The sequence below is a fragment of the Marinobacter sp. PE14 genome (assembly GCF_053566155.1).
Genome location: NZ_JBQXNY010000004.1, coordinates 304287 through 329650 on the forward strand (window position 1 = coordinate 304287; position 25364 = coordinate 329650).

Consider the following 25364-nt stretch of genomic DNA (forward strand, 5'->3'; position numbering starts at 1 on the left):
TAATGTCAACTGAGATTAAAGCCCCCGTTTTCCCGGAGTCGGTCGCAGAGGGTACCGTCGCGACCTGGCACAAGCAGCCGGGTGAAGCCTGTTCACGCGATGAGCTGATTGTCGATATCGAAACCGATAAGGTTGTTCTTGAGGTTGTTGCGCCGGCTGATGGTGTGATCGAGGAAATCCTCAAGAATGAAGGCGATACCGTTGAGAGCGGCGAGGTAGTCGGCAAGTTCAAGGAAGGCGCCAAAGGCGAAACCAAGCCTGCCGAGGGCAAGAAAGAAGAGAGCAAGGAAGAGGCTCCGAAGGAAGAAGCCAAGAGCGAAGCGTCTTCTGGCGAAGCGATCCTGAGCCCGGCGGCCCGCAAGCTGGCTGAGGAAAATAACGTTGATCCGAACAGCATCAAGGGTACCGGCAAAGATGGCCGCGTAACCAAAGAAGACGTTCAGAGCCACGTGGAAAGTGCCAAATCCTCCGGCGGCGCTTCTGCGCCTCAGCCTGCGGCGGGTATGCCGGAAGTTAACGTCAGCCAGGGCGAGCGTCCAGAGAAGCGCGTGCCGATGACCCGCCTGCGTGCGAGCATTGCCAAGCGACTGGTGAATGCGCAGCAAAGCGCAGCCATGCTGACCACCTTTAACGAGGTGAACATGGGGCCGATCATGGAAATGCGCAAGCAGTACCAGGACAGCTTTGTGAAGCGTCACGGTATCAAGCTTGGCTTCATGTCCTTCTTTACCAAGGCGGCCACCGAAGCCCTGAAGCGTTTCCCGGCGGTGAACGCGTCCATCGACGGTAACGACATGGTTTACCACGGCTATCAGGATATCGGCGTGGCGGTTTCGACCGATCGCGGCCTGGTTGTTCCGGTCCTGCGTGATTCCGATGCCATGGGCCTGGCAGACATCGAGAAGAAGATCGTCGAGTATGGCACCAAGGCGAAAGAGGGCAAGCTGGCCATTGAAGATATGACCGGCGGTACCTTCACGATTACCAACGGCGGTATCTTCGGTTCGCTGATTTCTACTCCGATCCTGAACCCGCCGCAGACTGCGATCCTGGGCATGCACAAGATCCAGGAGCGTCCGATGGCCGTGAACGGCAAGGTGGAAATTCAGCCGATGATGTACCTGGCGCTTTCTTACGACCACCGAATGATTGATGGCAAGGAAGCGGTGCAGTTCCTTGTTGCCATCAAGGAAATGCTTGAAGACCCGGCACGTATTCTGCTGGACGTCTGAGCCGACATTTAACGAATCGGAAACAGGGTAAAAGTATGTCTGATAAGTACGACGTCATTGTCATTGGTGCAGGCCCCGGGGGCTACGTAGCGGCCATCAAAGCGGCACAGCTGGGTCTCAAGACCGCGTGTGTCGAATCCTGGACTTCAGAAGACGGCAAGGCACAGGTGCTTGGCGGTACGTGCCTCAACGTTGGCTGCATCCCCTCCAAGGCGTTGCTGGAGATTTCCCACAAGTTCGAGGAATCCAGCCACGATTTCGAGATGCAGGGCATCATCGCCAAGGATGTCAAAATGGACATCGGCAAGATGATGGAGCGCAAAAGCGGCATCGTTAAGCAGCTGACCGGCGGCATTGCAGGTCTGTTCAAGTCCAATGGCGTTACCTCCATCCACGGCCACGGCAAACTGCTGGCCAGCCGTAAGGTGGAAGTGACCGATAAGGACGGCAAGTCGACGACTTACGAAGCCGACAATATCATTCTGGCCACCGGCTCCAAACCGATCCAGATTCCGCCCGCGCCGTTCGATGGCGAATACATCGTCGATTCCGAGGGTGCTCTGGAATTTACCGAAGTGCCCAAGCGTCTTGGCGTTATTGGCGCCGGTGTTATTGGCCTTGAGCTCGGCAGTGTCTGGGCTCGTCTTGGCGCTGAAGTTACTGTTCTGGAAGCCCAGGACACGTTCCTGCCGGCCGTTGACCAGCAGGTGGCCAAGGATGCCCTGAAGCAATTCCAGAAGCAGGGTCTGAATATTGTCATGGGTGCACGTATGACCGGCGCGGAAGTGAAGCGCAAGCTGGTTAACGTGAACTATGAAGATTCCAAGGGCAAGCACGAAGCCAAGTTTGACAAGCTGATTGTCGCTGTTGGTCGTCGGCCCTACACCGACAACCTGCTGTCGGAAGACTCCGGCGTCCAGATGGATGAGCGCGGCTTCATCTTTGTCGATGACAACTGTAAAACCGAAGCCCCGGGTGTCTGGGCGATCGGTGACGTAGTTCGTGGACCCATGCTGGCCCACAAGGCGTCTGAAGAAGGCATCATGGTTGCGGAGCGTATCGCCGGGCACAAGCCCCAGGTGAACTACGACTGCATCCCGAACGTTGTGTACACCTTCCCCGAAGTTGCCTGGGTTGGCAAAACCGAAGAGCAGATGAAGGCAGAAGGTGAAGAATACAACGTAGGTACCTTCCCGTTTGCGGCCAACGGTCGTGCAATGGCTGCAAACTCGGCGACCGGTCTGGTCAAGATCATTGCTGACGCAAAAACTGACCGCATTGTCGGTTTCCATGTAGTTGGTCCCCAGGCCTCTGAAATCGTTGCCCAGGGCGTAATCGCCATGGAATTCGGTTCCAGCGCCGAAGATCTGGCCCTGACCTGCTTTGCACATCCGACTCTGTCAGAGTCCGTGCACGAAGCAGCTCTGGCCGTCGGTGGTGGCGCGATCCATATCGCCAACCGCCGCAAGAAGAAGTAACGCAAACCAGGAATTTTTTAATTCGGGACATTAACTATGAATTTGCATGAATATCAGGGCAAACAGCTTTTCGCTGAATATGGCCTGCCAGTATCCAAAGGCATTGCCTGTGATACTCCGAAGGAAGCTGTAGACGCAGCTGGTGAAATCGGCGGTGATGCATGGGTTGTAAAAGCCCAGGTTCACGCAGGTGGCCGTGGTAAGGCCGGCGGTGTAAAGCTGGTCAAGAGCAAAGACGAGATCCGTGAGTTTGCCGAGAAGTGGCTGGGCCAGAACCTGGTAACCTACCAGACGGATGAAAACGGCCAGCCGGTCAGCAAGATCCTGGTTGAATCCCTGACCGATATCGATCAGGAGCTGTACCTGGGTGCGGTAGTTGATCGCGGCACCCGCCGTATCGTTTTCATGGCCTCCACCGAAGGCGGTGTTGAGATCGAAAAGGTTGCCGAAGAAACGCCCGAGAAGATCCTGAAAGCCGAAATCGACCCGCTGGTTGGCGCTCAGCCGTACCAGGGCCGTGAGCTCGCGTTCAAGCTGGGCCTGGAAGGCAAGCAGATCGGTCAGTTCACCAAGATCTTCGTTGGTCTGGCCAAGCTGTTCGAAGAGTGCGATCTGGCACTGGTCGAGATCAACCCGCTGGTTATTACTCCGGCCGGTGATCTGCACTGCCTGGACGCCAAAGTCGGCGTTGACGGTAACGCACTGTACCGTCAGAAGAAGATCCACGAGATGCACGATCCCTCCCAGGAAGATTCCCGGGAAGCGGAAGCGGCCAAGTGGGAACTGAACTACGTGGCTCTGGAAGGCAACATCGGTTGCATGGTCAACGGTGCCGGCCTGGCCATGGGTACCATGGACATCATCAAGCTGTCCGGCGGCCAGCCTGCCAACTTCCTGGACGTTGGCGGCGGTGCAACCAAGGAGCGTGTTTCCGAAGCGTTCAAAATCATCCTGTCTGACTCCAACGTCAAGGCGGTTCTGGTCAACATCTTCGGTGGTATCGTTCGCTGCGACATGATTGCAGAGGGCATTATCGGTGCCGTGAAGGAAGTCGGCGTCAAGGTTCCTGTTGTGGTTCGCCTTGAAGGCAACAACGCGGAGAAGGGTACTCAGGTACTCGCCGAGAGCGGCCTGAACATCATTGCCGCTACCAGTCTGTCGAATGCGGCAGAGCAAGTTGTGAAAGCCGCAGGGGGTAAATAATGAGCATCCTGATTAACAAAGACACCAAGGTTATCTGTCAGGGCTTTACCGGCGCACAGGGCACCTTCCACTCAGAGCAGGCGATTGCCTACGGCACCAAGATGGTTGGCGGCGTTAGCCCCGGCAAGGGCGGCACCGAGCATCTGGGCTTGCCGGTGTTCAACACCGTGCGTGACGCCGTTGAAGCAACTGGCGCAGAAGCGACCGTTATCTACGTACCGGCACCGTTCTGTAAGGACGCCATCATCGAAGCGGCGGATGCCGGCATTCAGCTGATCGTATGTATCACTGAAGGTATCCCGACTATCGATATGCTGTATGCCAAGGAGTACGTGGATCGCAAAGGCGTCCGCATGATTGGTCCAAACTGCCCGGGTGTTATCACTCCGGACGAGTGCAAGATCGGCATCATGCCTGGCCACATCCACAAGAAGGGCAAGGTTGGCATCGTGTCTCGTTCAGGCACCCTGACTTACGAAGCGGTCAAGCAGACCACTGACTTCGGCTACGGTCAGTCCACCTGTATCGGTATCGGTGGTGACCCGATCCCGGGCTCCAACTTCATCGACATTCTGGCCCTGCTCGAGAAAGATCCTGAGACAGAAGCCATTGTGATGATTGGCGAGATCGGCGGTACCGCCGAGGAAGAAGCTGCGGCCTACATCAAGCAGAACGTTTCCAAGCCGGTGGTTTCTTACATCGCTGGTGTTACTGCGCCTCCGGGCAAGCGTATGGGCCACGCTGGCGCCATCATTTCTGGTGGCAAGGGTACAGCAGACGATAAGTTTGCCGCTCTTGAAGACGCTGGTGTTCGCACTGTGCGCAGTCTGGCCGAGATCGGTCAGGCCCTGAAGGAAGTCACTGGCTGGTAAGCTGGCCTTCTTTCAGTAAAAACCCCCGTTTCTGCCCTGCAGAGCGGGGGTTTTTTATTTATAATGCCGGGTCGCCTGAACTATGATGGCGGTTCCAATACCAAATAAGGAGTTCGTGCTTTGAGTTCTGTAGATTCCCAGCAAAGGGTTTTGTCCGGCATGCGTCCGACCGGCAAGCTTCACCTTGGCCACTACCACGGTGTGCTGAAAAACTGGGTTAAACTCCAGCATGAATTCGAATGCTTTTTCTTTGTGGCGGACTGGCACGCGCTCACCACCAACTACGACGACCCCTCCGGCATTGAGCAGAGCGTCTGGGATATGGTCATCGATTGGCTCGCGGCCGGCGTGAACCCGGGCTCGTCCACGATGTTCATTCAGTCACAGGTGCCTGAGCATGCCGAACTGCACCTGCTGTTGTCGATGATTACGCCCCTCGGTTGGCTGGAACGTGTGCCTACGTTCAAGGATCAGCAGGAAAAGCTTCGGGAGAAGGATCTGGCGACCTACGGGTTCCTGGGTTACCCGCTGCTTCAGAGTGCAGACATTCTGGTTTACCGGGCGGGAAAGGTTCCTGTTGGTGCGGATCAGGTTTCCCATGTCGAAATCACCCGGGAGATCGCCCGTCGCTTCAACCATATCTATGGTCGCGAGCCAGGGTTTGAGGAGCAGGCGGAAGGCGCCATCGTCAAGATGGGCAAGAAAAACGCCAAGCTCTATCGCAATCTCAAGAGGCGTTACCAGGAGGAGGGCGACATGGATGCCCTGGAAACGGCCCGTGCTCTGCTGAAAGAGCAACAGAATATCTCCCTGGGCGATCGTGAGCGTCTGTACGGCTACATTGAGGGCGGCGGCAAGGTGATTTTGCCGGAGCCGCAGCCGCTGCTGACGCCGGAGTCCAAGTTGCCAGGGTTGGATGGTCAGAAGATGTCCAAGTCCTACAACAACTATATCGGCCTGCGGGAGGAACCGGACAGCGTTGCCCAGAAAGTCCGCACCATGCAGACCGATCCCCAGCGGGTCCGTCGCACCGATGCCGGTGAGCCGGAAAAATGCCCGGTGTGGGGTATGCACAAGATCTATTCTGACGCCGACACCCAGGAATGGGTGCAAAACGGTTGTCGAAGCGCCGGCATTGGTTGCCTGGACTGCAAGAAGCCGTTGATTGACGCGATTGTCGAGGAGCAGCGTCCGCTCCACGAACGCGCCCGGGAATATGAAGGCAATCCGGATCTGGTTCACTCCATTCTCCAGGAAGGCCGTGAACACGCGCGCGATGCCGCTCGCGATACCCTTGAGGAAGTCCGGGCAGCCATGGGGCTTCATTACCGCTGAATCCGCAGGAACCGGCGCCCGGCCCTGACAGGCTCCCGGCGCCGCTCCGGAGTGAAAGGTTATGACCGAAGAATCCACCGATCAGGCCACGCCCGAAGCTCAGGACGCTGCCCCGGAGCAATCGCCCCTGGCGCGGGTATCCGGCAAGCCGGTGGTGGATCTTCCCAAAGACCTGTACATACCGCCGGATGCACTTGCCGTCTTCCTTGAAGCGTTCGAAGGGCCGCTGGATCTTCTGCTGTATCTCATTCGCCGTCAGAACATGAACATTCTGGACATCGACGTCAGCGAGATTACCCGGCAATACATGGATTACATTGGTGCCGTGGAGGCCATGCGTTTCGAGCTGGCCGCTGAGTACCTGGTGATGGCGGCCACATTGGCGGAAATCAAATCGAGGATGCTGTTGCCTCGACAGGAAAGTGACGATGAGGAAGAGGTTGATCCCCGCGCCGAACTGATTCGCCGGCTTCAGCAGTACGAACGGTTCAAGCAGGCTGCCGAGGATATTGATGAATTACCGCGCCTGGAGCGGGATACCTTTGCCGCCTCCGCGGCTCTGCCGAAGATGCCCTCCAGTCATCCCCACCCGGACGTAGACTTGCGGGAAATGCTGCTGGCCCTGCAGGGCGTTCTTCAGCGGGCAGACCTGTTTACCAGTCACCATGTTGAACGGGAAAGGCTTTCGACCCGGGAGCGCATGTCTGCAATCCTGTCGGTGCTTCAGGATGATCATTTCGTGACATTCGAAAGCTTGTTTACGATTGAAGAGGGCCGGCTCGGGGTCGTGGTGACCTTCCTGGCCACGCTTGAGCTGGTCAAAGAGCAGCTGATCGAGGTTGTTCAGGCCGAGGTTCTGGGCCCGATTCATGTCAGAGCCAGGGCAGCCAGCTAGGCCCTCCCAACGTTCAAAGCACGGAAATACGGATCAGACACCATGAACGAAGAACACCTGCTGAGAATTCAGGCGATTGCCGAAGCGGCCCTGCTGGCTGCAGGTAAACCCTTGTCTCTCGACCAGCTTCGGGAACTGTTCAGTGAAGAGGAGCGTCCCGCGCGCCAGGTGATGGAGCATGTCATGGTGCTTCTGGAAGCGGCCTGCGAAGGGCGTGGCTTTGAATTGAAAAAGGTCGCCAGTGGCTACCGTATTCAGGTTCGCGAAGAATTCGCGCCCTGGGTAGGGCGTTTGTTCGAGGAAAAGCCACAGCGCTATTCCCGGGCTTTGCTTGAAACCCTGGCACTGATCGCCTACCGGCAGCCCATCACCCGGGGTGAAATCGAGGATATTCGGGGTGTTACGGTAAGCAGCAATATCATTCGTACACTGCTTGAGCGAGAGTGGGTACGCGTCGTTGGGCATCGGGATGTTCCCGGCCGTCCGGCCATGTATGCAACCACGAAACAGTTTCTGGACTACTTTAACCTCAGGGGCCTGGATCAGATGCCGCCCCTGAATGAAGTCCGCGATCTTGAAGAGATCGGCCGGGAAATTGAAAAGAACATGCAGGCGGAGATCGAGTTCGAATCAACGACTGCCGAGAACGACGACGAATCTTCTAGCCAGACACTTCACTGACGCCATTCGGGTGTCAGTCAGATACTAAGGATTGATTTCATGGCGGCAGAACGCCCCAAAAAACCAGCCAGACCAGCCAGGGACGACGTGAGCCAGGGTGGGCCAGAGCGTATTCAGAAATTGCTCGCCCGCGCGGGCATCGGATCGCGCCGGGAAATTGAAGGCTGGATGGAAGCCGGCCGCCTGTTGGTCAACGGGCAACCGGTGGCGCCCGGGCAAAAAGCGACCGTTGAGGATCGCTTCGAACTCGACGGCAAGCGACTGGAAGTGTCCGGGGCGGCGGAAGTGATGCGCCGGGTACTGATTTATAACAAGCCGGAGGGCGAGGTTACCACTCGAAAAGACCCCGAGGGTCGGCCGACGGTGTTTGATCGTTTGCCACGTCTCAAAGAGCACCGGTGGATTTCCATCGGACGGCTGGATATCAACACCACGGGGCTGGTGCTCTTTACCACAGACGGCGAGTTGGCGAATCGCCTGATGCATCCGTCCAACCAGATTGATCGGGAATACGCGGTGCGGATTTTCGGGGAAGTGGACGACGCGATGATCGAGCGCCTGCTTCAGGGCGTCCTCCTGGAAGATGGTATGGCCAAGTTCACCGATATCTCCCCGGCCGGCGGTAGCGGTATGAATCGCTGGTTCCACGTTACCCTGCTGGAGGGGCGGAATAGGGAAGTGCGGCGCCTGTGGGAGTCCCAGGGTGTTCGAGTGAGTCGGCTGAAACGCGTGCGCTATGGGCCGATCTTCCTGCCGAGCAGGCTGACTGTTGGCAAGTGGGAAGAGCTGGATCAGAGGACGGTAGATACCCTGAGCCGAACGGTTGGTCTGGAGGCGGTTGAGATTCCCCAGAAGACGCCGGATGAGAAAGCGGCCCACGATCGCCAAAGGCGCAAAAGTCCTGGCCGCTCTGGCAAGAAAACCCCCGGGAAAAAATGGGCCGTCAGCGACACCAAACCTGCCAAGCCGGCCGGGCGTGCTCCGAGGCCAGAAAGAGCACGAAGCAAGCCGCCCCGAGGCTGATCGTTACGAAATAGTGGCAAACACCCGGGTGCAGTTCCGGCCCTGGTGTTTGGCGCGGTAGAGCGCTTCGTCTGCCCTCGCCAACCACGCCTGGGGTGATTCCTTGGGCAAGAAGGTAGCTACGCCGCAGCTGGTTGTAACCTTGAGTTCCTTTTCCCCGCCATCTACCCGGATGGCCGCGATAGCCTCTCGAACCCTTTCTGCTACGTCTCTGGCATCCTGCTCCGAAGTGTGCGGGAGCAGGATAGCAAACTCCTCGCCACCAAAGCGGTAGACTGAATCCGATGTGCGGATCGACTTTTCGATCTCGGACGCTGCCAACTGCAGGAGATGGTCGCCAACCACATGGCCGTGCGTGTCGTTGACCGCCTTGAAGTGATCCAGATCGCAGAGTACGAGCGAGTAGGGCTCACCATGGCGCTCCGACAACAGGCTGGAGCGCTGCAGAGCGTCGTCCAGGGCCCGTTTGTTGGGTATGCCGGTCAGGGAATCTGTCAGGGATGCCTGCTCAATGGCCACGTACTGGCAGGCGTTGCGAATCGGGCAGATCGCCGCGCTCAGAACCATCTCGACGCCTTCCAGCTCCTGTTCCGAGAACCTCTGCCGGCGTTGCAGTACCAGGGTCCCATAATTGACACCTTCAAGGCTCAGCCGATACTCGCAACGGTGTGGGCCTCCCATGCCTGTGGCATAGACGAAATCCTGTTTACCGATCCGGTGCCGGTAGTTGAGCGCACTGAAAGGAACAATGGCGACCAGTTCTTCGGCCAGGATCGCCAGCTGTTGTTCCAGCGACAGGGTGGTGGACAGCCGGCGCGTCAGCCTGGTGAGTACATCCGGCGTGTTGTTCCAGTCCTGATGTGCCTGACGCAGCGCAGCCAGTTTCTGGGGCTGGGAAGGAGACTGATGGATCGACGGTATGTTTTTCACTACGGTTCACTCTGTCGCAGAAGTTTACAGTGCTTTGCGTGTGCTTAGCAGAAACCGTGCCCACTCAATAAAACCCAATAAAAACATAAAGTAATAAGGCTAGCGTCACTTGGTTTCTGATTCTCCGGCGGCCGTTTACAATTTGCCGTCAAAAAACCGGCAGTGATTTGCCGCGACGTTCCTGGGCTGTGCAAAATGTCAGACAAGGGGTGGGGCTATAGATTCCCTGTGGTAAACTTCTGCGTTTGAAATCGTGCCGTCTTCAGGAATGAGTGACCAACTTTATGAGGTTTCAGGCCCCGGAAAGTCTGTCTGAACAAATTGCCCAGCATCTGGGGCAACGAATCATCACGCGAGATCTCAAGCCCGGCGAACGCATTCAGGAATTGAAGGTGTCGGGAGAACTGAATGTCAGCCGCGGCTCCGTTCGGGAAGCACTGCTTATTCTGGAGCGCCGCCATCTGATCGAGATTTTCCCCCGGCGGGGTGCGGTCGTCTCCAGCCTGACGCCCGAAAGCGTCAACAGCCTCTACGATATCTATATCGATCTTCTCTGCATGCTGGGGCGCAAGGTGCTTGAGCGCTGGTCCGGCAGGGAGCTTGGCGGGGTCATGGGCCAGGTTCGTGAATTGCAGGCAGTGATTGATGCCCTGAACGCTACCAGCGCCGACGCCGCCGAGCAGGTCATTGATGCGGGTTTTGGGGTGATGCGTTACGCCTACGGCCTCGTCGAGAACCCGTTTCTGGAAGAGACCCTCGAGAATTTCCGACCGGCCATCAGCCGCACCTATTTTGTGGCGCTGGAACACTTCCGGGAAGAAATTGGTGAAACTGCTACCTTCTTTCGGCAGCTGGCGGATGCTGCCGTCAACGACGACACTGAGCGGCTGCAAGCCGTCATCCAGGCCTTTGGGGAGCACCAGCGCGAGCAGGTGTTGACGATCCTTCGGCAGGAAGCGAGCGCCTGATATGCGGCTGAAGTCCATCAAACTGTCCGGCTTCAAATCGTTCGTAGATCCCACCACGGTTCCGTTCCCCTCCAACATGACGGCCGTGGTCGGCCCCAATGGGTGCGGCAAGTCCAACATCATCGATGCGGTGCGTTGGGTAATGGGGGAGAGCTCGGCCAAGTACCTGCGCGGCGAATCCATGACAGACGTTATCTTCAACGGTTCCAGCGCAAGAAAGCCCGTGGGGCAGGCCTCCATCGAACTGGTGTTTGATAACAGCGATGGTTCCGCGCCCGGTGAATTCGTGAAATTCAACGAAATCTCGGTTCGCCGCCGCGTTTCCCGGGAAGGGCAGTCCGAGTATTTTCTGAATGGCTCCAAGTGCCGGCGTCGCGACATTACTGACCTGTTCCTGGGCACCGGTCTCGGCCCGCGGAGCTATGCCATCATCGAACAGGGCATGATCTCCCGGCTGATTGAGGCTAAACCGGAAGAGCTTCGAATCTATATTGAAGAAGCGGCCGGCATTTCAAAATACAAGGAGCGCCGCCGGGAAACGGAGAACCGTATCCGCCGGACCCAGGAAAACCTTGAGCGGCTGACCGATTTGAGGGAGGAGCTGGGCCGCCAACTGCAACACCTGGAGCGTCAGGCAGCCGCAGCCGAAAAGTACAAAGCGTACAAGCAGGAAGAGCGCCAGAAAAAAGCCGAACTGACGGTGCTTCGCTGGCAATCCCTCGACAATGACCTGCAAGCCTGGCGAGGCAAGATCCGGGATACCGAACTCGAGCTTGAGAAATACCTCACCGAGCGAGTCAGCCTGGAGACCTCACTGGAATCCCTGCGCGACAATCACCAGGAGCGGACCGAGCATTTCAACCGGGCACAGGCACGCTATTACGAAGCCGGGGCCGATATCGCACGTATTGAGCAGAGCCTCGAGCACCAGCGTGACCGCAGCCGGCAAATGGCGGCGGAACTGGACCAGGCCATGGCGAACCAGCGAGAGCTGGCCCGGGAGCTGGAGCAGGATGAGGACAAGCTTGCGGGCATCCAGGAAGAACTCGACATGATGGAGCCCGAGCAGGAAGCGCTGGCAATACGCTCCGAGGAATCGGGTGAGAAGCTGCAGCAGGCCGAAGACGCGATGAGCGACTGGCAGCACCAGTGGGAAGATTTTAGTGCCCGTTCCTCGGACGCGCGACGTCAGGCAGAGCTGGCCCAATCCAGAATCCGCTCACTTGAGGATGCCATTGAGCAACTGCTGGCCCGCCAACGCAAGCTTCAGGACGAACAGGAGTTGCTGGAAGGTCAGATGGATCGGGCCGAGCTTGAAGAGTTGCTGGAACAGCAGGAAACCCTGGAACTGAAGCGCGAAGAGGCGGCCGAACGGATTGCTTCCGTTCAGGACGAGCTCTACGAAGCCCGGCAGCAACAGCGTGATGCCGAGCAGGTCCTCTCTGAAGAACGTCAACGGGTGCAGAGCCTTCGTGCGTCGCTGGAATCCCAGCAGTCCCTTCTGGATGAGCAGATGGGGGCCGGTGATAATGTTCTGCAATCCTGGCTTTCACAGAACGCGCTCAGCGATATGCCCCGGGTGGCCAGTCAGCTTCAGATCACCGATGGCTGGGAGTTTGCTGTCGAACAGGTTATCGGGCGGTTTACCCAGGGCCTCTGCCTTCCAGATATTGGCCAGCTCTCATCCGCAATGAGAGAAGCCCCAAAGGGATTGGCCCTGGTGGAGGCTGAAGCCACAGACGGCAATGAGCGTTCCGGGTTGGCGGCCAAGGTATCTGGAGTGCCGGGGATTGCCTCGCTGCTTCGCGGCATCGACACCGTCGAAACCGTCTCTGACGCCATGGGTATGCGAGCGGGGCTCAAGGACGGTCAAAGCCTGATGACACCCGAGGGCGTCTGGGTGTCCCGAGGGTGGGTCCTGATGCCGGACTCTGACGCTGGCCAGGTCGGGGTGATTGAACGGCAGAAGAAGGTGACCGAACTGACCTCGCAACTGGCCGAGGCGGAGGAGGCGCTGGAGGCGGCTACCGAGCGGCTGGAAGAGCTTCAGGAACGGGCAGAACGCTCGGAAGCAGCCCGGGATGAGGCCCAGACCCGTCTGAGCGAGGCAGACCGTGAACTGAGCACCCTGTCGTCCAGGGTCAGCGGCCTGCGCGCACGTGCCGAGCAGATTGATGCCCGTCTGCAGCGAATCCGGGATGATATCCAGGACGTGTCCGAAAACCTCGAGGGCCAGAAAGAAAGCCTTCAGGATGCCCGGGAAGACTGGCAATTGGCGCTGGCTTCCACCGAAGACAGCGATGAAGAGAAAGAGCGGTTGCTGGAGCAGCGGGACACCCTGCGCGAAAACCTCGACCGGCTTCGCCAGGAGGCCCGGCACGACCGCGACCACGCGCATCAGCTGCAGCTCCAGCTGCAGACCCTGCACAGTCAACGTGACGGTCTCAGGCAGACCATTGATCGGATGCAGCTGCAGAAGGAGCGGATTGATGAGCGCCTGGAGATTTTGAGGGAATCACGAGAAAGCGCCGAAGAGCCCATCGAAGACCTGCAGATGCAGCTCGAAGGGCTGCTGGACCGTCGATTGGCGGAAGAGGAAAAGCTGGGTGCCGCCCGTGACGCGCTAGAAGAGATCGATCGGGAAGTGCGGGAAAAGGAGCAGGGCAGAAGCGGAACCGATCATCGAATTCAGGACGTCCGGTCTCGGCTCGAAAAACTGAAAATGGAATCCCAGGCTCTGGAAATCCGTTCCGGGAACCATATCGATCAGCTCAAGGAGCTCGACGTAAAACTGCAGGATATCCTCTCCCAGTTGCCTGAGGGCGCAAACGAAAAAGACTGGGCAGACGAATTGGAGCGAATCGGCAACCGAATTCAGCGCCTGGGCGCGATTAACCTGGCGGCTATCGAGGAATACCAGGTTCAGAGTGAGCGCAAGACCTACCTGGATTCCCAGCATGAAGACCTGATGGAGGCCCTGGAAACGCTGGACAACGCCATACGGAAAATAGACCGGGAAACCCGGCAGCGTTTCAAGGAAACCTTTGACCAGGTGAACGGTGGTCTTCAAGCTCTGTTTCCCAAAGTGTTCGGGGGCGGGAACGCCTACCTGGAGCTGACTGGTGAAGATCTTCTGGAAACCGGCGTTGCGATCATGGCGCGGCCGCCCGGCAAGAAGAACAGCACCATTCACCTGCTGTCAGGGGGCGAAAAGGCCCTCACGGCGATCGCACTGGTGTTTTCGATTTTCCAGCTGAACCCGGCACCCTTCTGTATGCTGGACGAGGTGGATGCGCCGCTGGATGATGCCAACGTGGGCCGCTATGCGAACATGGTCAAGGAGATGTCCAAGCAGGTTCAGTTCATCTACATTACCCACAACAAGATTGCCATGGAGATGGGGGATCAGTTAATGGGCGTAACCATGCATGAACCTGGGTGTTCGCGCCTGGTGTCGGTCGATGTCGACGAGGCGGCGGCTCTCGCAGAGGCTTGAGGCTGCTCAGAATTCAGGCGACCATGACAATAACGCCATCTGGCCCGGGTGTGCGTTGTATTCATTACGGGCTTTTCTTAGAGTAGCAACGTTACGGGATCTGCAAACAGGACAGCAGCACTATGTCACTTAGGGAATGGTTAATTGCCATCGGTACCCTGGTTATTATCGGCATTGTCATTGATGGCGTGCGCCGCATGCGGCGTGCCCGGAAGGAATCCATGGCCATCTCATCGGGTATGGGCGCCGATGAGCTCGAGGATTCGCCACTCGATGACGAGTACAACCCGGAGCTGCCGAACGGTGGCGCACGAACCATCTCCCGCGACACTCTCGAAGAGAGGGGCTATGTAAAGCGTGAAAAGCCCAGCCGATTTGGTTTTCCGAAACCCAAACCGACCCGCCCGGTAACAGCCGCTGCCAAGGAAGAACATCGAGAGTCGCCAGAACCGGATCTGCATACGGAACCGGAAAGCGAACCGGTTGCCGAGTATCACGATGAGCCTGTTGAGTCGGATCCCGATTTCGGGTTGTCCAGCCATGAGCCTGAAGAAACCGAGCTCGAATCAGGTTGGGGGGCCATCGAAGATGAAGTGGAAGCAGTCCCGCCTACGGTTACAACCGAAGTAGAGGAAGATACAGCCCGGCGTGAACCTTCCCGAGCGGTCAGTGGTCAGCCTCTGGCAGGTGCGAATCGCCCTGAGGCCCGTGAAGTGATTGTGATCAACGTCCTGGCCAAGAGCGGTGAAGACTTCAAGGGGCTGGCCCTGAAGAAGTTGTTCGAAGCCTGTGGTCTGGAGCATGGTGATATGGACATTTATCACCGACACGAGGAGTCTGATACCACCAGCCCGGTCCAGTTCAGTGTTGCCAATGCCGTGGAACCCGGCACGTTCAAACCGGGCGATATGCCGGCCCTGGCCACGCCCGGTATCAGTTTCTTCATGAGTATGCCCGGGCCCACCAATGCGCTGCAGGCGTTTGACTTCATGCTTGAGACCGCCCAGGCCGTGGTTCGTAACCTTGGCGGCGAGCTGAAGGATGAGCGCCGGAGCGTGATGACCCCTCAAACAATCGAGCACTGCCGCCAGAGGATTCGGGAGTTCGAGCGCAAGCAACGATCCCAGCGAGTCTGAAACCAGGCGGTAAAAGACGGCCAGATGCCCGGTTTGTTCCGGGCATTTTTTTGAGAGACGAGAGTGCCAGTCCATGAGCAAAGCCACGCCCGACATCATTCAGCGTGTTGAAGAACTCCGTTCGGCGATTGATGACCATAACTACCGCTATTACGTGTTGGATGATCCGCGTGTTCCCGATGCGGAATACGACAGGTTGTTCCGGGAATTACAGGCCCTGGAAACCGATTATCCGGAGCTGGCTTCGGACACGTCGCCCACCCGGCGTGTTGGCAGCGCCGCGGAAACCAGCTTTGAAGAGGTAGTTCACAGGCTGCCCATGCTGTCGCTGGACAATGCTTTCAGCGAGGACGAACTCCGTGACTTTGACCGGCGGGTAAAAGATCGGCTCGGTATCAGTGAGGACGTGGAGTATGTCTGTGAACCCAAGCTGGACGGGCTTGCGGTGAGCCTGCATTACGAAAATGGTGCCCTGACCACCGCCGCCACCCGGGGTGATGGCTACTCCGGGGAAGACATAACCGCCAATATCCGGACCATTCCCTCGGTGCCGCTTAAGCTCCGTGGCGATGACGTGCCCGATCTGGTGGAGGTCCGCGGCGAAGTCTACATGCCGAAGGACGGTTTCGAGCAGCTTAATCGCCGCCTGTCGGAGCGTGGCGAGAAGACCTTCGTAAATCCCCGTAATGCGGCGGCCGGCAGCCTCCGTCAGAAAAAGTCGACGGTAACGGCCAGGCGTCCGCTGGAAATGTGCGCTTACAGCGTTGCGGTAACCGACGAACGCCTCTTGCCGGATACCCAGTGGGAGGGGCTCAAGAGGGTCCAGAGCTGGGGTTTTCGCATTAATCCCGAGATGCGCAAGGCCAGGGGGGCGGAGGAGTGCCTTGAAGCCTACAGCGAGCTGATGGAAAAACGGGACGGCCTCCCTTACGAAATCGACGGTATCGTCTTCAAGGTGGACCGTCTTGATCATCAAAAGGCCCTGGGTTTTGTATCCCGGGCCCCCCGTTGGGCGATTGCCCACAAGTTCCCGGCTCAGGAAGAACTCACGGTTATCGAAGACGTGGAATTCCAGGTCGGTCGTACTGGCGCTGTTACCCCGGTTGCCAGGCTAAAGCCCGTGTTCGTGGGCGGTGTGACCGTGAGCAACGCCACCCTCCATAACATGGACGAAATTCGCCGCCTGGATGTCCATATCGGCGATACCGTTTTCATTCGCCGCGCCGGTGATGTGATACCACAGGTCGTCAAAGTGGTGGCCGAAAAACGCCCGTCAGGCGCCCGGGAAGTGGAATTTCCCCTACAGTGCCCGGTGTGTGATTCGGATGTTATCCAGATCGAAGGCGAAGCCGTTGCCCGCTGCTCCGGCGGCCTGTTCTGCCCCGCGCAGCGAAAGGAAGCCATTCGCCACTACGCCTCCCGGAAAGCCCTCGATATTGAAGGCCTGGGAGACAAATGGATAGATACCATGGTGGACCAGGGCATGGTGGAAACCGTTGCCGATCTGTATCGCCTGACCACCGACGACCTGGTGAAACTAGAGCGAATGGGAGAAAAGTCAGCGGCCAATCTGGTGGCTGCCATTGATCGGGCCAGAAACCCCGTGCTCTGGCGGTTCCTGTATGCCCTTGGCATCCGGGAGGTGGGGGAGGCCACCGCCAAGGCCCTGGCAGGCCACTTCGGCACTCTGGAGGCCATTGCCGCAGCGGATGAGGATAGCCTGCAGACGGTTCCGGACGTCGGGCCGATCGTTGCGGGTCATATCCGTAGCTTTTTCGAGCAGACCCACAATCGCGAAACTCTGGATGCGCTGCGTGAAGCCGGTGTGAAATGGCAGGAAGAGGAAGTTCAGGAGGGAGAGAAGCCTCTGAAAGGCCAGACCTGGGTGCTGACCGGCACGCTTTCCGGAATGACACGGGACGAAGCCAAAGAGAAGCTGGAAGCCCTCGGCGCCAAGGTGGCCGGCAGCGTTTCCAAGAAGACGGCCTGCGTGGTCGCTGGTGAAGCCGCCGGTTCCAAATTGGCCAAGGCTGAACAGTTAGAGGTGCCTGTTCTCGATGAAGCCGGGCTCGCCGCATTGTTGGAAGAGCACGGCCTGGGCGCGGGCTAACTGAATCTGAGAACTCGCGCAGATCCCCTGCGTATCAAATTGGCTACCATGGCGTTGTTCTGTAACGGTGTGTAAACCGCCCGGTGTTCATGTTTCATCCGTGCGGTCGCTGCCACAACAACAACGATTGAAACGGATTTTTTCATGGGCGCCGATTGTTACTCCCGCATTCATCCTGTTCGCCAACTTGCCGTTCTGGTCCTGCTTTCACTCGGGCTTTCTGCCTGCAAGACGGAAAAGGATCCCGATCAGCCCACCATCCTTGGCGTACCCCCGGTGTTTGCCTATCTCGGTGTTGAATACTCCTACAACTTCGGGGCTTACGGTGGCGAAGATATCCTTGACTATTCCCTGACCAACGCGCCGTCCTGGCTGGCGCTTGAGGACACCAGCAACAAGGCCCGCCAGGGCATCATCATGCGTGGGGTTCCCGGCCTCACGGGCGGTAGCAGGGGAGAAGCGGATCTCGGCAAGACCGAGGGTATCAATCTGGTGACTACGGACGGCCGCATGGCCGGCGCCCAGCCGTTCGATATTGATGTGAAGTACAACGTCATGTCTCTGGATGCGGAGCCGTTTACGGAAGGTGAAAGCCCGGAAATCCCTGCCAGTAACCGTGAACAGTGCGCCTTGCCCGACCTGGAAACCGAGGGTGAGCACAGCTTTACCATCAATCTCTACAACGATGACGGCTCCGTATCCGGTACCAGGGATCTGACACTTCCGACGCGCCGCGTCTTCGTCAAGGTTACGCTGGATCAACCGTCGGTAACCCGGGTTGCCGTTGCCTTTGAGCTTTTGTCTGACTATGACGCATCCAGCTGCGACGTCGGATTCTCGCCTCCACACCAGAATTGCGATCACAGTGCCTCCAACGCGGGTGATGCCATCCTCGGCAATGACATTGTCGGGTTGGGCAGCAACAGTTCAATGCCTCGCGATGAGACGGGGGAAAGCGAGCTGGACTATATCGATTATGAGCTTGATGAACAGGGTTTCTATACGCGCGGCGTGATCACACTCGAGCCGGGTATTACCGAGTGCTATCTGCCATTGGAGGTGGTCGAGGACAGTTTTGCTGAGCCCGTGGAGTCCCTTCGCCTGGCACTGACCGAGGTACGATCCGGTCTCGCCGGTCTTGGAAGCGGTAACGGCGGTGTCGTTACCAATTTGTCCATTCAGGACAACGAGCCGGTTCTGTCGCTGGAAACTGTAAACGGTGGCGGCAGGGACACCCTGAACGTTGGTGCTGTGCGCGAATACGTCGCCAGACTCTCCGGCGACCGTGACCGGGATGTTTTTGCCAAGCTCAGCCACACCGAAGACTCCACGGCACGCCTCAATTCCGAGTTCGTTATTGAGCGCCTGGAAGGCGGAAACTGGGTCGAGAATGACGAACTGGTTTTTCCAGAGGGGACCGATGAAGTGCCTTTCCGGATACGGGTACCGGAGGCCGGCTATGCCAATCCGGCCTTCAGCGATCGGTTTATCCTGCTGGGCATCAACGAGAACTTCCAGGCCGGTCGCGAGGATTATGCCCGGGCGGAGACTGAAAACCTGATCCGGATCAGCCTCAACGAGCTGATCTCGCCGCTCGCTCTGAACTCCGGTGGCGGTTTTGTTGCCACCGACATCTCTATGGGCCATGACGGCAGGCTGTTCGTTGCCGGCTACGACACCCAGGATAACGACAGGGTGCTGGTGCGGATTTTTGACCAGCGAGGCACCCAGTTGCAGCAGGTTGACATATCTCCCGCCAGCGACAGCCTGAGCGCTCCGGATCCGGTTATTAACGTGGTGCAGCGGAAGGTGACCCAGGGTGGGACCAAGGTAGACCGGTTCGAATTTGTCGTTGCCTATAGCACCGATCAGTCGGTGGCGGGAACGTCCGGTCTTGGCGGTCTGGATTCAGTGACATCGCTTTACTGGTTTGATTCCGCCACCAACGGTGGCGAATACGTTCCCACCTGGACCATCCGGACCGGAACGGATGCTGATGATCAGGTTCGCTGGGCCGGAATCAACCGTGACACCGGGTATATCATCCTGGCCGGGGAAACGGAAGGTGTGTTTGATCAGCAGCAGGGATCGGGCGGCAGGGACAGCTTCCTGCAGCGAATTGATACCGAACTGGACGGCAACACGCAGCAGCCTGCGGTTGCCTGGACCCGCCAGGCCGGCTCAGCAGCCGATGACAGTGTCGCCGGTGGTAGCACCGAATCCATCAACCCCGGGTTGTTTGGTTCGGCCGCGGGATCTGTGGAAGGGGCTTCGGTCATCGGCGGCATTGATGCCTTCTTCTTTAACGCCTCCAGTGCGACCAGCGAGCTTGATGTCAAACAGGTTGGCACCACCGGCGATGAACCGGTTTCCAACGGACTGTATACCGGAAGCACGCTCTGGCTGATTGGTGCCAGTGATGGATCCTACTCTGTGCTGGAGCAGGACGAGGAAGACCCTGTTCTGGAAAGGGAGGCGCTTTCCAGTGTTGCCGGTTTCCTGCTGGGATACTCCGCCGCTGGGAATGTCAGTCGGGCCTTCACCCTGAATGACGAAGACGACCAGTCCAGTGAGGCATTTCTGGGGTTGGCTGCTTTCGATGGCGACATGGTTGTGGCTGGTACCACGAACGGGGACTTTGCCAGCGGGGGTGTGGTGTCCGGAATGGAGCAGGGCATCGCTGCCCGGGTCTCGCTGGTTCCGGAACCGCAGACGGAAGATGAAGAGCCGGAATTTAGAAACAACTGGCGCTACCAGCTTGCAGCCGATGATTCTGAAATACTGGATCTCGAAAATTACCGCGATGACGAGATACCGGCATTAACCCGCATAGGCAGCAACTGGTATGTGCTTCTCTTCAGTCCTGAGGGAGCACTGTTGACGCCTCTGAATTAGGCAATGTGGGAACTACACCGTTCCCTGGTGGCGGCCGGCGCTGGCGTAGAGTCGCAGGTAGTCCGTGCTGGTCACAATTCCGGAGGCGGTGCCCTTCGCGTCTACCACCAGGGCTGCGTTGAGCTGGTGGGCCAGCATCAGCCGGGCGAGCTGGTGGGCATCGGTTTCGGGTGAAGCGGTCAGGAAGGCGGGCAACTCAATGTGAACCAGGCTCTGGCTCATGGCATCGGTTTCATTCTCGTGAAGCCAGCCTAAAAGCCAACGCAAACCAACAAGGCCGGCAACGTTGTTTTCCGCCATGATCACAAGGTGATGCACCTGGTGCTCGTCCATGACGGATAAGGCCTCAGAAATGGTCGCAGACGCCGAAATTGAATACAGGGTTTGCGACGAGATGCTGGATACCGGCAGATACGGGCGGTCTTCCCGGCGCTCGCCGGCGGCCGCCGCGCCGTATTCTTCCAGCGCTTTGTACCGACCGGCATTGGCGGCCTGTTGGAACTCGGCGTCCGTTGCCTCACTTCGGCCAGGATTGATCCTCTGGGTTTCTGCCAGCTCTGTGACGTCGCCCACGGGCCTTGCCCGGAATGTTTCCGGTAGCCGGGTTCCGACCGGCCGGCCGGGTTCGCTGACATAAATGGACATGGGTTCTCTCCGTGACTATGCCACCATTTCAATGGTTATCGGCAGTCTGACCGGAAACTTCAGCTGGAGTTTATTACGAAACCACCACATCCGTCTGGTAGAGGCGTCGGGTTTCAAGGCGTTTGGCCAGGTTCGCGGGAAGGCAGGGAGGTTGTCCCGTAAGCAGGTCGGCCAGGTACTCGGCCAGGAGCGGCGCGTAGGTCAGTCCTTTGCTGCCAAGGCCAGTGAGCAGGTAAAGGTTATCGAGATCGTCGCTCTCGCCGTCGAAAACAGGTCCGGCCACCGGCTGATAGTCATGGGTGGTGCATCGGAAGGCGACCCGGCCACTCAGTTCCTCGCCGCGAAGCGCATCGCTGTCATTAGAAAACACCGTAGGCAGCATCGAACCGAGTTCCTCGATGTTCTCGTTATGACTTTCCACGGTGGGCGATGGGTTGTTATCGCGTAGGTCAAAGGTTGCGCCGGTGACCGCAAACTCGCCCAGTGCAGGGTTGAGATACCGGTTCCCACAGATAACCGCCGTTGGCGCTCTGAGAGCTTTTGCTGGCAGGTGGCTAACCTGTCCACGAATGGCTTTCAGCCGGAAGCGACCCTTTGTCGGGATAAGCTCCGGGCTGAGATGGCCCGCGCTGATGACCACCCGGTCGGCCGTGATCGATCTGTTGTCGACCGTCGAAATGTTCCATTTTCCGCCGCAAGGCCGAAGGTTGTTGACCTCACTATGGAACTGCGGGGATATCAGCGGGTGGTCCGCCAGTTCCTTGCAAAGGTTTGCGGGTTCGAGCCAGCCACTGCCGGGAAACCAGAGCCCGCCGGATTCCGTGGGCACGCCTGTCAGGGCGCTGGCCTGCTCCCGGGTCACCGGATAAAAGATACTCCTGGGATAGTCGTTGCGTTGGATAAATCTCCGCTGCCGGTCCGCTTCCTGAGGGTTGTGGGCCAGTTGTAGCAGGCCGGTTGGATGCCAGTGCTGATCCCGCCAGTTGGAATAGAAACGCTGGGCGAACGTGAGCGATGTGAGCGCCAGCTCGGTCTGGTCGTTGAACTCTACGCCCAGTTTCACATACAGGGCGCCCTGGGCGTTGCCAGAGGCTGCTGCTCCCGGACCATGGGCGTCGATCAGTGTTACCGGATAGCCCCGGTCTGCCAGGTTTCTCGCCAGTGCGCAGCCGGCAATGCCTGCGCCGATGATTGCGATAGATTCCTGCTTTTCGGTTGGAGCCGTTTCGGTTGGTACCGGGTTCTCCGAGACGAGAACGCCTTTCAGCATATCCCGTTTGCGACCGTATCCGGCGGTTTTTTCCATCCGGAATCCCGCCTCCGTCAGAGCCCGACGAATCCGGCCAACGGAGGTAAAGGTCGCCAGAGTTGTGCCCGGTCGGCTCTGCGCACGGATCTTGTTGATGATGTTTTCCAGCCACATATCCGGGTTGCGGGACGGGGCGAAGCCGTCCAGAAACCAGGCGTCGGCGTGAAAATCGAGTGATTGCCAGGCGTCGGTGACGTCGCCGAAAAACAGCGTCAGTCGAACCCGCCCCCCGGCCAGGACCAGCCTGTGCACCCCGCGCACCGGAGGTGGGTAATGCAGAAGCAGTTCGTCGGCCAGTGCGGTCAGCTCGGGCCACTGTGCCAGGGCCCGGGCCAGGTCCTCCTGGGTCAGGGGGAAACGTTCAACGGAAACGAAGTGCAGTGTCGCCACATGGGCCGGAGCGTGGCGCCGCCAGGCTTGCCAGGCAGCGAGAAAGTTCAGGCCGGTTCCAAAGCCGTTTTCGGCAATAACGAAATTGCCGCCCTCGGGAAGCTGTGCGAAACGTTCGGGCAACTGGTTGTGTTGCAGGAAAACGTAGCGTGTTTCCTCGAGACCATTGTCACGGCTGAAGTAGACATCGCCGAACCGGACGGACTCCGGAACGCCGTCGTGCCACGCCAGTTCAGCGGGCTCGATTCCGGGCGGCAGGGGGGCACCGTTCACAGTGTCAGCCTTCGGGATCGACCACGGTGACAGTTTCGATGATCACAGGTTCAACCGGCACGTCGGCCATGCCCTGTTTGCGGGTGGTCTGTTTACGGGCAATCGCATCTACAACGCCCATGCCCTGGGTCACCTTGCCAAAAACCGCGTAACCGGGGCCGCGAACTCCGGCGTTCAGGAATCCGTTGTCCGAAAGATTGATAAAGAACTGGGACGTGGCGGAATCCGGCGCACTGGTGCGAGCCATCGCAACGGTTCCACGAAGGTTGGGCAGTGTTTCTTTCGCTTCGTTGCGAATAGGGGCACGAGTAGACTTGCGGGAGAGATCCCGGGTGAAACCGCCGCCCTGGATCATGAATCCGGGGATAACCCGATGGAAGATGGTGCCGTCGAAAAAACCGTCTTTGGCGTACTGCAGGAAATTTTTTACCGTCTCGGGCGCAACATCCGGGCGAAGCTGAAGCTCGATAGCGCCTTCACTGGTCACCATGCGCACCTTTGGCAGCGGGTCACTGGCCGGCTGCTCATTGGCTTGCGCCTGCACCCCGGCAGTCGGCATGAGCAGGGTGAGTGCCATAAGCAATACGGGTGTCACAGTTTTCAGGGGTTTTACCATGTTTGTCATTTGCAGCCGTTCTCCGTGTTATTAGCAGGTGTATTTCCTGCGACAATTCGGCGAATTCTGTTATCAGGTGCCAGATCTTACCAGATGGTGATGGTAAAACGGGTACTGCATCCACGCACATTGTGGTGTGATCGGCTAACCTTGCCGATATCGGAAGTCATGGATCAAATTGGCCGGGCCGGGTTGTACGGTTTTCACTGTTTAAAAGGAGACACTGGGTGAGAATCCGTCAGGGATTTGAAGAAAAATCACGCCTCGGGCGACTGCTGATCAATCGTGGGTATCTGTCGGAAGGGCAGGTTGACGAAGGCCTGAGGCTTCAGCGTGAAACCGGACAGCGACTGGGTGAGGTATTCATCCAGGCGGGCTGGATCAGCGAAAAGGAGCTGCATCGTGTCCTGAAGCATCAGTCCCGCTATCGCAACGCTGCCGCCCTGGTAGCAGCGGTGACGCTCCCGTTCCAGCCCCTGGTAACCTTTGCTGCGACCAATTCGGCCGAGGCGTCACAGGCAACGCTGGAAGCCGGAGAACTGTATGAGAGAGGCAATCTTGCCCCCATGAGCGAAGCCGAGCTGGCGGCGGTTTCCGGTCAGGGCGATCCGACCCTGCTGCAGCGTATCGGTATTGTCAGCAGCATGGCGGAGAACCCCGCAGGCAACGGGGAGCAGGGGACCGAGGGATCCGCGGATGTAATTGAAGGTCTCAAGCTTTCCGTCAATATCTTCGTGCCGGTTCTGAACTTCCTGGATTCAGATCTCAGCATTTCCGGTGTGCACTATCGTGAAGGGGAGCCACGTTATCGGGTAAGAGAAGACGGGGCCCTGATGCTGGCGTTCCCTGAGCGCATCGAGGAAATCCGGATGGACAATATCCGGGTTACGGGAAGCCAGGGAGCTTCAATGGGCAACGTGAGCATTCACGACATCCGGTTTCATCCAGACTCCCAGATGACCATCTACACCCGATAAAGCGGAAAGCATGGCTCGACAGAGCCATGTATCCAGGCTCAGGCGCTGGCGAGCACCGTGCTGCTTGATACCGTGGTCTGCTGACCCTGGGCGCCGTACAGCTTTTGCTGGCCGGTGGCGCCCCGGAAAATATCGGTGAGTCTCGACAAACGCTTTTGCAAGTGGCTGATAACACGACCATTGGTCTGGTTCAGCGTTTGACAGGCTCGAAGCTTCTGGTCCGCTTCCTGCCAGAGCTCGAAGAGATCCGAGAATCCGGCGCTGCGGATAAAGCGGGAAGGCTCGCCACTTTCGGGGCGATACCCCATCTGTACAAGTGTCCGGATTTTCTGTTTGGCGCGTTCGCGAACGGCACCGAGGAGATCGTTCTTCTCTCTGGTCAGGGCGTCCAGCTGGCGGAGGTCGGAATTCGCAAGGCAGGTCTTTTCTTTGCCGAGAACGTCAGCCAGTGTTTCAAGCTGGCTGATATCCTGGGAAAGAAGAGTCTTCAAATCATCAATTGCGGCCATGGTCTACTCACCCGAAAATGCTTTCATCCATCTCAAGCATTTTCTGGGCCAGCTTCTCGGCGTCAATCTTGTACGTGCCATTTTCGAGGGCGGAACGGATCTGCTCGATGCGGTCGTCATCCATTTCCGGATAATCGCCCAGCTTTTGTTCGAGCTGCTTCAGATTCTTGGCCTGATTGCTCAGGCTGACGTTCTCACCACGGGCCCCCTGGGCCTGTGTCTTTGCCTGTTCGTTGGATGCCGGCTGGGTATTCTGTGTGCCGGAGCTTTTGTCGGCCGTAGTTCTCTGGGTGTTGACCTGGCCGGGGCCAATTCCATTTAAGTCAACTGACATATCTGTACCTGCTTGCCTGTCGCGCCACGAGAGTGTGGCGCTTACTCGAGTTTATGT

20 protein-coding genes are annotated in these 25364 nt (G+C 58.2%); 14 read left to right on the forward strand and 6 right to left on the reverse strand.

The features are described from left to right. The first annotated feature begins 2 nt into the window (after nucleotides 1-2). From odhB to rluB, 8 genes are all read left to right on the forward strand, one after another. A complete protein-coding gene (gene odhB, locus ACWJ62_RS14965) occupies nucleotides 3-1232 on the forward strand; it encodes a 2-oxoglutarate dehydrogenase complex dihydrolipoyllysine-residue succinyltransferase (protein WP_449286900.1) in 1230 nt (409 codons plus the stop codon). A 35-nt stretch (nucleotides 1233-1267) separates the two neighbouring features. Further along, on the forward strand, nucleotides 1268-2710 hold the full coding sequence (lpdA, locus tag ACWJ62_RS14970; protein ID WP_449286901.1) for a dihydrolipoyl dehydrogenase: 1443 nt from the start codon (nucleotides 1268-1270) through the stop codon (nucleotides 2708-2710). Nucleotides 2711-2746: 36 nt separating this feature from the next. Continuing rightward, nucleotides 2747-3913, forward strand: coding sequence for an ADP-forming succinate--CoA ligase subunit beta (sucC, locus tag ACWJ62_RS14975; protein WP_088828553.1), 1167 nt, complete (start codon nucleotides 2747-2749; stop codon nucleotides 3911-3913). Further along, the gene (sucD, locus tag ACWJ62_RS14980; RefSeq protein WP_008174394.1) at nucleotides 3913-4785 is read left to right on the forward strand and encodes a succinate--CoA ligase subunit alpha; all 873 of its coding nucleotides are present in this window, start codon (nucleotides 3913-3915) and stop codon (nucleotides 4783-4785) included. The genes sucC and sucD overlap by 1 nt, the downstream gene beginning before the upstream one ends. Nucleotides 4786-4905: 120 nt before the next feature. Further along, entirely contained in the window at nucleotides 4906-6120 is a 1215-nt protein-coding gene (locus ACWJ62_RS14985) for a tryptophan--tRNA ligase (protein ID WP_081449827.1), read from the forward strand. A gap of 61 nt (nucleotides 6121-6181) precedes the next feature. Then, nucleotides 6182-7015 carry a segregation and condensation protein A gene (locus tag ACWJ62_RS14990; protein ID WP_449286902.1) on the forward strand — a complete coding sequence of 278 codons (834 nt, stop codon included), beginning with the start codon at nucleotides 6182-6184 and terminating at the stop codon, nucleotides 7013-7015. A 42-nt stretch (nucleotides 7016-7057) separates the two neighbouring features. Next, on the forward strand, nucleotides 7058-7696 hold the full coding sequence (scpB, locus tag ACWJ62_RS14995) for an SMC-Scp complex subunit ScpB (RefSeq protein WP_449286903.1): 639 nt from the start codon (nucleotides 7058-7060) through the stop codon (nucleotides 7694-7696). A 39-nt stretch (nucleotides 7697-7735) separates the two neighbouring features. Continuing rightward, entirely contained in the window at nucleotides 7736-8719 is a 984-nt protein-coding gene (gene rluB, locus ACWJ62_RS15000; RefSeq protein WP_449286904.1) for a 23S rRNA pseudouridine(2605) synthase RluB, read from the forward strand. 3 nt (nucleotides 8720-8722) lie between these two features. Here rluB and ACWJ62_RS15005 read toward each other — a convergent pair whose 3' ends face one another. Next, on the reverse strand, nucleotides 8723-9649 hold the full coding sequence (locus tag ACWJ62_RS15005; protein ID WP_449286905.1) for a GGDEF domain-containing protein: 927 nt from the start codon (nucleotides 9647-9649) through the stop codon (nucleotides 8723-8725). 284 nt (nucleotides 9650-9933) lie between these two features. Here ACWJ62_RS15005 and ACWJ62_RS15010 point away from each other — a divergent pair, with 284 nt between their 5' ends. The 5 genes from ACWJ62_RS15010 to ACWJ62_RS15030 all read left to right on the forward strand — a co-directional run bounded on the left by ACWJ62_RS15010 (nucleotide 9934) and on the right by ACWJ62_RS15030 (nucleotide 20254). Further along, complete coding sequence (locus tag ACWJ62_RS15010) at nucleotides 9934-10617, forward strand: GntR family transcriptional regulator (RefSeq protein WP_449286906.1); 684 nt, start codon at nucleotides 9934-9936, stop codon at nucleotides 10615-10617. A 1-nt stretch (nucleotide 10618) separates the two neighbouring features. After that, nucleotides 10619-14113 carry a chromosome segregation protein SMC gene (gene smc, locus ACWJ62_RS15015; RefSeq protein ID WP_449286907.1) on the forward strand — a complete coding sequence of 1165 codons (3495 nt, stop codon included), beginning with the start codon at nucleotides 10619-10621 and terminating at the stop codon, nucleotides 14111-14113. 122 nt (nucleotides 14114-14235) lie between these two features. Beyond that, nucleotides 14236-15249 (forward strand): cell division protein ZipA, encoded by a 1014-nt coding sequence (gene zipA / locus ACWJ62_RS15020; RefSeq protein ID WP_449286908.1) that lies wholly within the window; start codon nucleotides 14236-14238, stop codon nucleotides 15247-15249. Between the two features lie 73 nt (nucleotides 15250-15322). Next, complete coding sequence (gene ligA, locus ACWJ62_RS15025; protein WP_449286909.1) at nucleotides 15323-17359, forward strand: NAD-dependent DNA ligase LigA; 2037 nt, start codon at nucleotides 15323-15325, stop codon at nucleotides 17357-17359. A gap of 144 nt (nucleotides 17360-17503) precedes the next feature. After that, the gene (locus tag ACWJ62_RS15030; protein WP_449286910.1) at nucleotides 17504-20254 is read left to right on the forward strand and encodes a hypothetical protein; all 2751 of its coding nucleotides are present in this window, start codon (nucleotides 17504-17506) and stop codon (nucleotides 20252-20254) included. A 12-nt stretch (nucleotides 20255-20266) separates the two neighbouring features. Here ACWJ62_RS15030 and ACWJ62_RS15035 read toward each other — a convergent pair whose 3' ends face one another. From ACWJ62_RS15035 to ACWJ62_RS15045, 3 genes are all read right to left on the reverse strand, one after another. After that, on the reverse strand, nucleotides 20267-20899 hold the full coding sequence (locus ACWJ62_RS15035) for a CBS domain-containing protein (RefSeq protein ID WP_449286911.1): 633 nt from the start codon (nucleotides 20897-20899) through the stop codon (nucleotides 20267-20269). A 73-nt stretch (nucleotides 20900-20972) separates the two neighbouring features. Then, a complete protein-coding gene (mnmC, locus tag ACWJ62_RS15040; protein WP_449286912.1) occupies nucleotides 20973-22871 on the reverse strand; it encodes a bifunctional tRNA (5-methylaminomethyl-2-thiouridine)(34)-methyltransferase MnmD/FAD-dependent 5-carboxymethylaminomethyl-2-thiouridine(34) oxidoreductase MnmC in 1899 nt (632 codons plus the stop codon). 4 nt (nucleotides 22872-22875) lie between these two features. Then, a complete protein-coding gene (locus tag ACWJ62_RS15045; protein WP_449287097.1) occupies nucleotides 22876-23487 on the reverse strand; it encodes a peptidylprolyl isomerase in 612 nt (203 codons plus the stop codon). A 227-nt stretch (nucleotides 23488-23714) separates the two neighbouring features. Between ACWJ62_RS15045 and ACWJ62_RS15050 the strand changes: the two genes are divergently transcribed. Then, entirely contained in the window at nucleotides 23715-24464 is a 750-nt protein-coding gene (locus tag ACWJ62_RS15050) for a pilus assembly protein PilB (protein ID WP_449286913.1), read from the forward strand. A gap of 38 nt (nucleotides 24465-24502) precedes the next feature. Here ACWJ62_RS15050 and ACWJ62_RS15055 read toward each other — a convergent pair whose 3' ends face one another. Beyond that, nucleotides 24503-24973, reverse strand: a complete 471-nt coding sequence (locus ACWJ62_RS15055; RefSeq protein WP_449286914.1) for a flagella synthesis protein FlgN — start codon at nucleotides 24971-24973, stop codon at nucleotides 24503-24505. 7 nt (nucleotides 24974-24980) lie between these two features. Next, complete coding sequence (gene flgM, locus ACWJ62_RS15060; RefSeq protein ID WP_449286915.1) at nucleotides 24981-25307, reverse strand: flagellar biosynthesis anti-sigma factor FlgM; 327 nt, start codon at nucleotides 25305-25307, stop codon at nucleotides 24981-24983. Nucleotides 25308-25364: the final 57 nt, after the last annotated feature.

Coding starts and splice junctions, on each gene's coding strand:
- odhB (WP_449286900.1), top strand. CDS start 3: ATGTCAACTGAGATTAAAGCCCCCGTTTTCCCGGAGTCGGTCGCAGAG.
- lpdA (WP_449286901.1), top strand. CDS start 1,268: ATGTCTGATAAGTACGACGTCATTGTCATTGGTGCAGGCCCCGGGGGC.
- sucC (WP_088828553.1), top strand. CDS start 2,747: ATGAATTTGCATGAATATCAGGGCAAACAGCTTTTCGCTGAATATGGC.
- sucD (WP_008174394.1), top strand. CDS start 3,913: ATGAGCATCCTGATTAACAAAGACACCAAGGTTATCTGTCAGGGCTTT.
- ACWJ62_RS14990 (WP_449286902.1), top strand. CDS start 6,182: ATGACCGAAGAATCCACCGATCAGGCCACGCCCGAAGCTCAGGACGCT.
- scpB (WP_449286903.1), top strand. CDS start 7,058: ATGAACGAAGAACACCTGCTGAGAATTCAGGCGATTGCCGAAGCGGCC.
- rluB (WP_449286904.1), top strand. CDS start 7,736: ATGGCGGCAGAACGCCCCAAAAAACCAGCCAGACCAGCCAGGGACGAC.
- ACWJ62_RS15010 (WP_449286906.1), top strand. CDS start 9,934: ATGAGGTTTCAGGCCCCGGAAAGTCTGTCTGAACAAATTGCCCAGCAT.
- smc (WP_449286907.1), top strand. CDS start 10,619: ATGCGGCTGAAGTCCATCAAACTGTCCGGCTTCAAATCGTTCGTAGAT.
- zipA (WP_449286908.1), top strand. CDS start 14,236: ATGTCACTTAGGGAATGGTTAATTGCCATCGGTACCCTGGTTATTATC.
- ligA (WP_449286909.1), top strand. CDS start 15,323: ATGAGCAAAGCCACGCCCGACATCATTCAGCGTGTTGAAGAACTCCGT.
- ACWJ62_RS15030 (WP_449286910.1), top strand. CDS start 17,504: ATGGGCGCCGATTGTTACTCCCGCATTCATCCTGTTCGCCAACTTGCC.
- ACWJ62_RS15035 (WP_449286911.1), bottom strand. CDS start 20,899: ATGTCCATTTATGTCAGCGAACCCGGCCGGCCGGTCGGAACCCGGCTA.
- ACWJ62_RS15045 (WP_449287097.1), bottom strand. CDS start 23,487: ATGGTAAAACCCCTGAAAACTGTGACACCCGTATTGCTTATGGCACTC.
- ACWJ62_RS15055 (WP_449286914.1), bottom strand. CDS start 24,973: ATGGCCGCAATTGATGATTTGAAGACTCTTCTTTCCCAGGATATCAGC.
- flgM (WP_449286915.1), bottom strand. CDS start 25,307: ATGTCAGTTGACTTAAATGGAATTGGCCCCGGCCAGGTCAACACCCAG.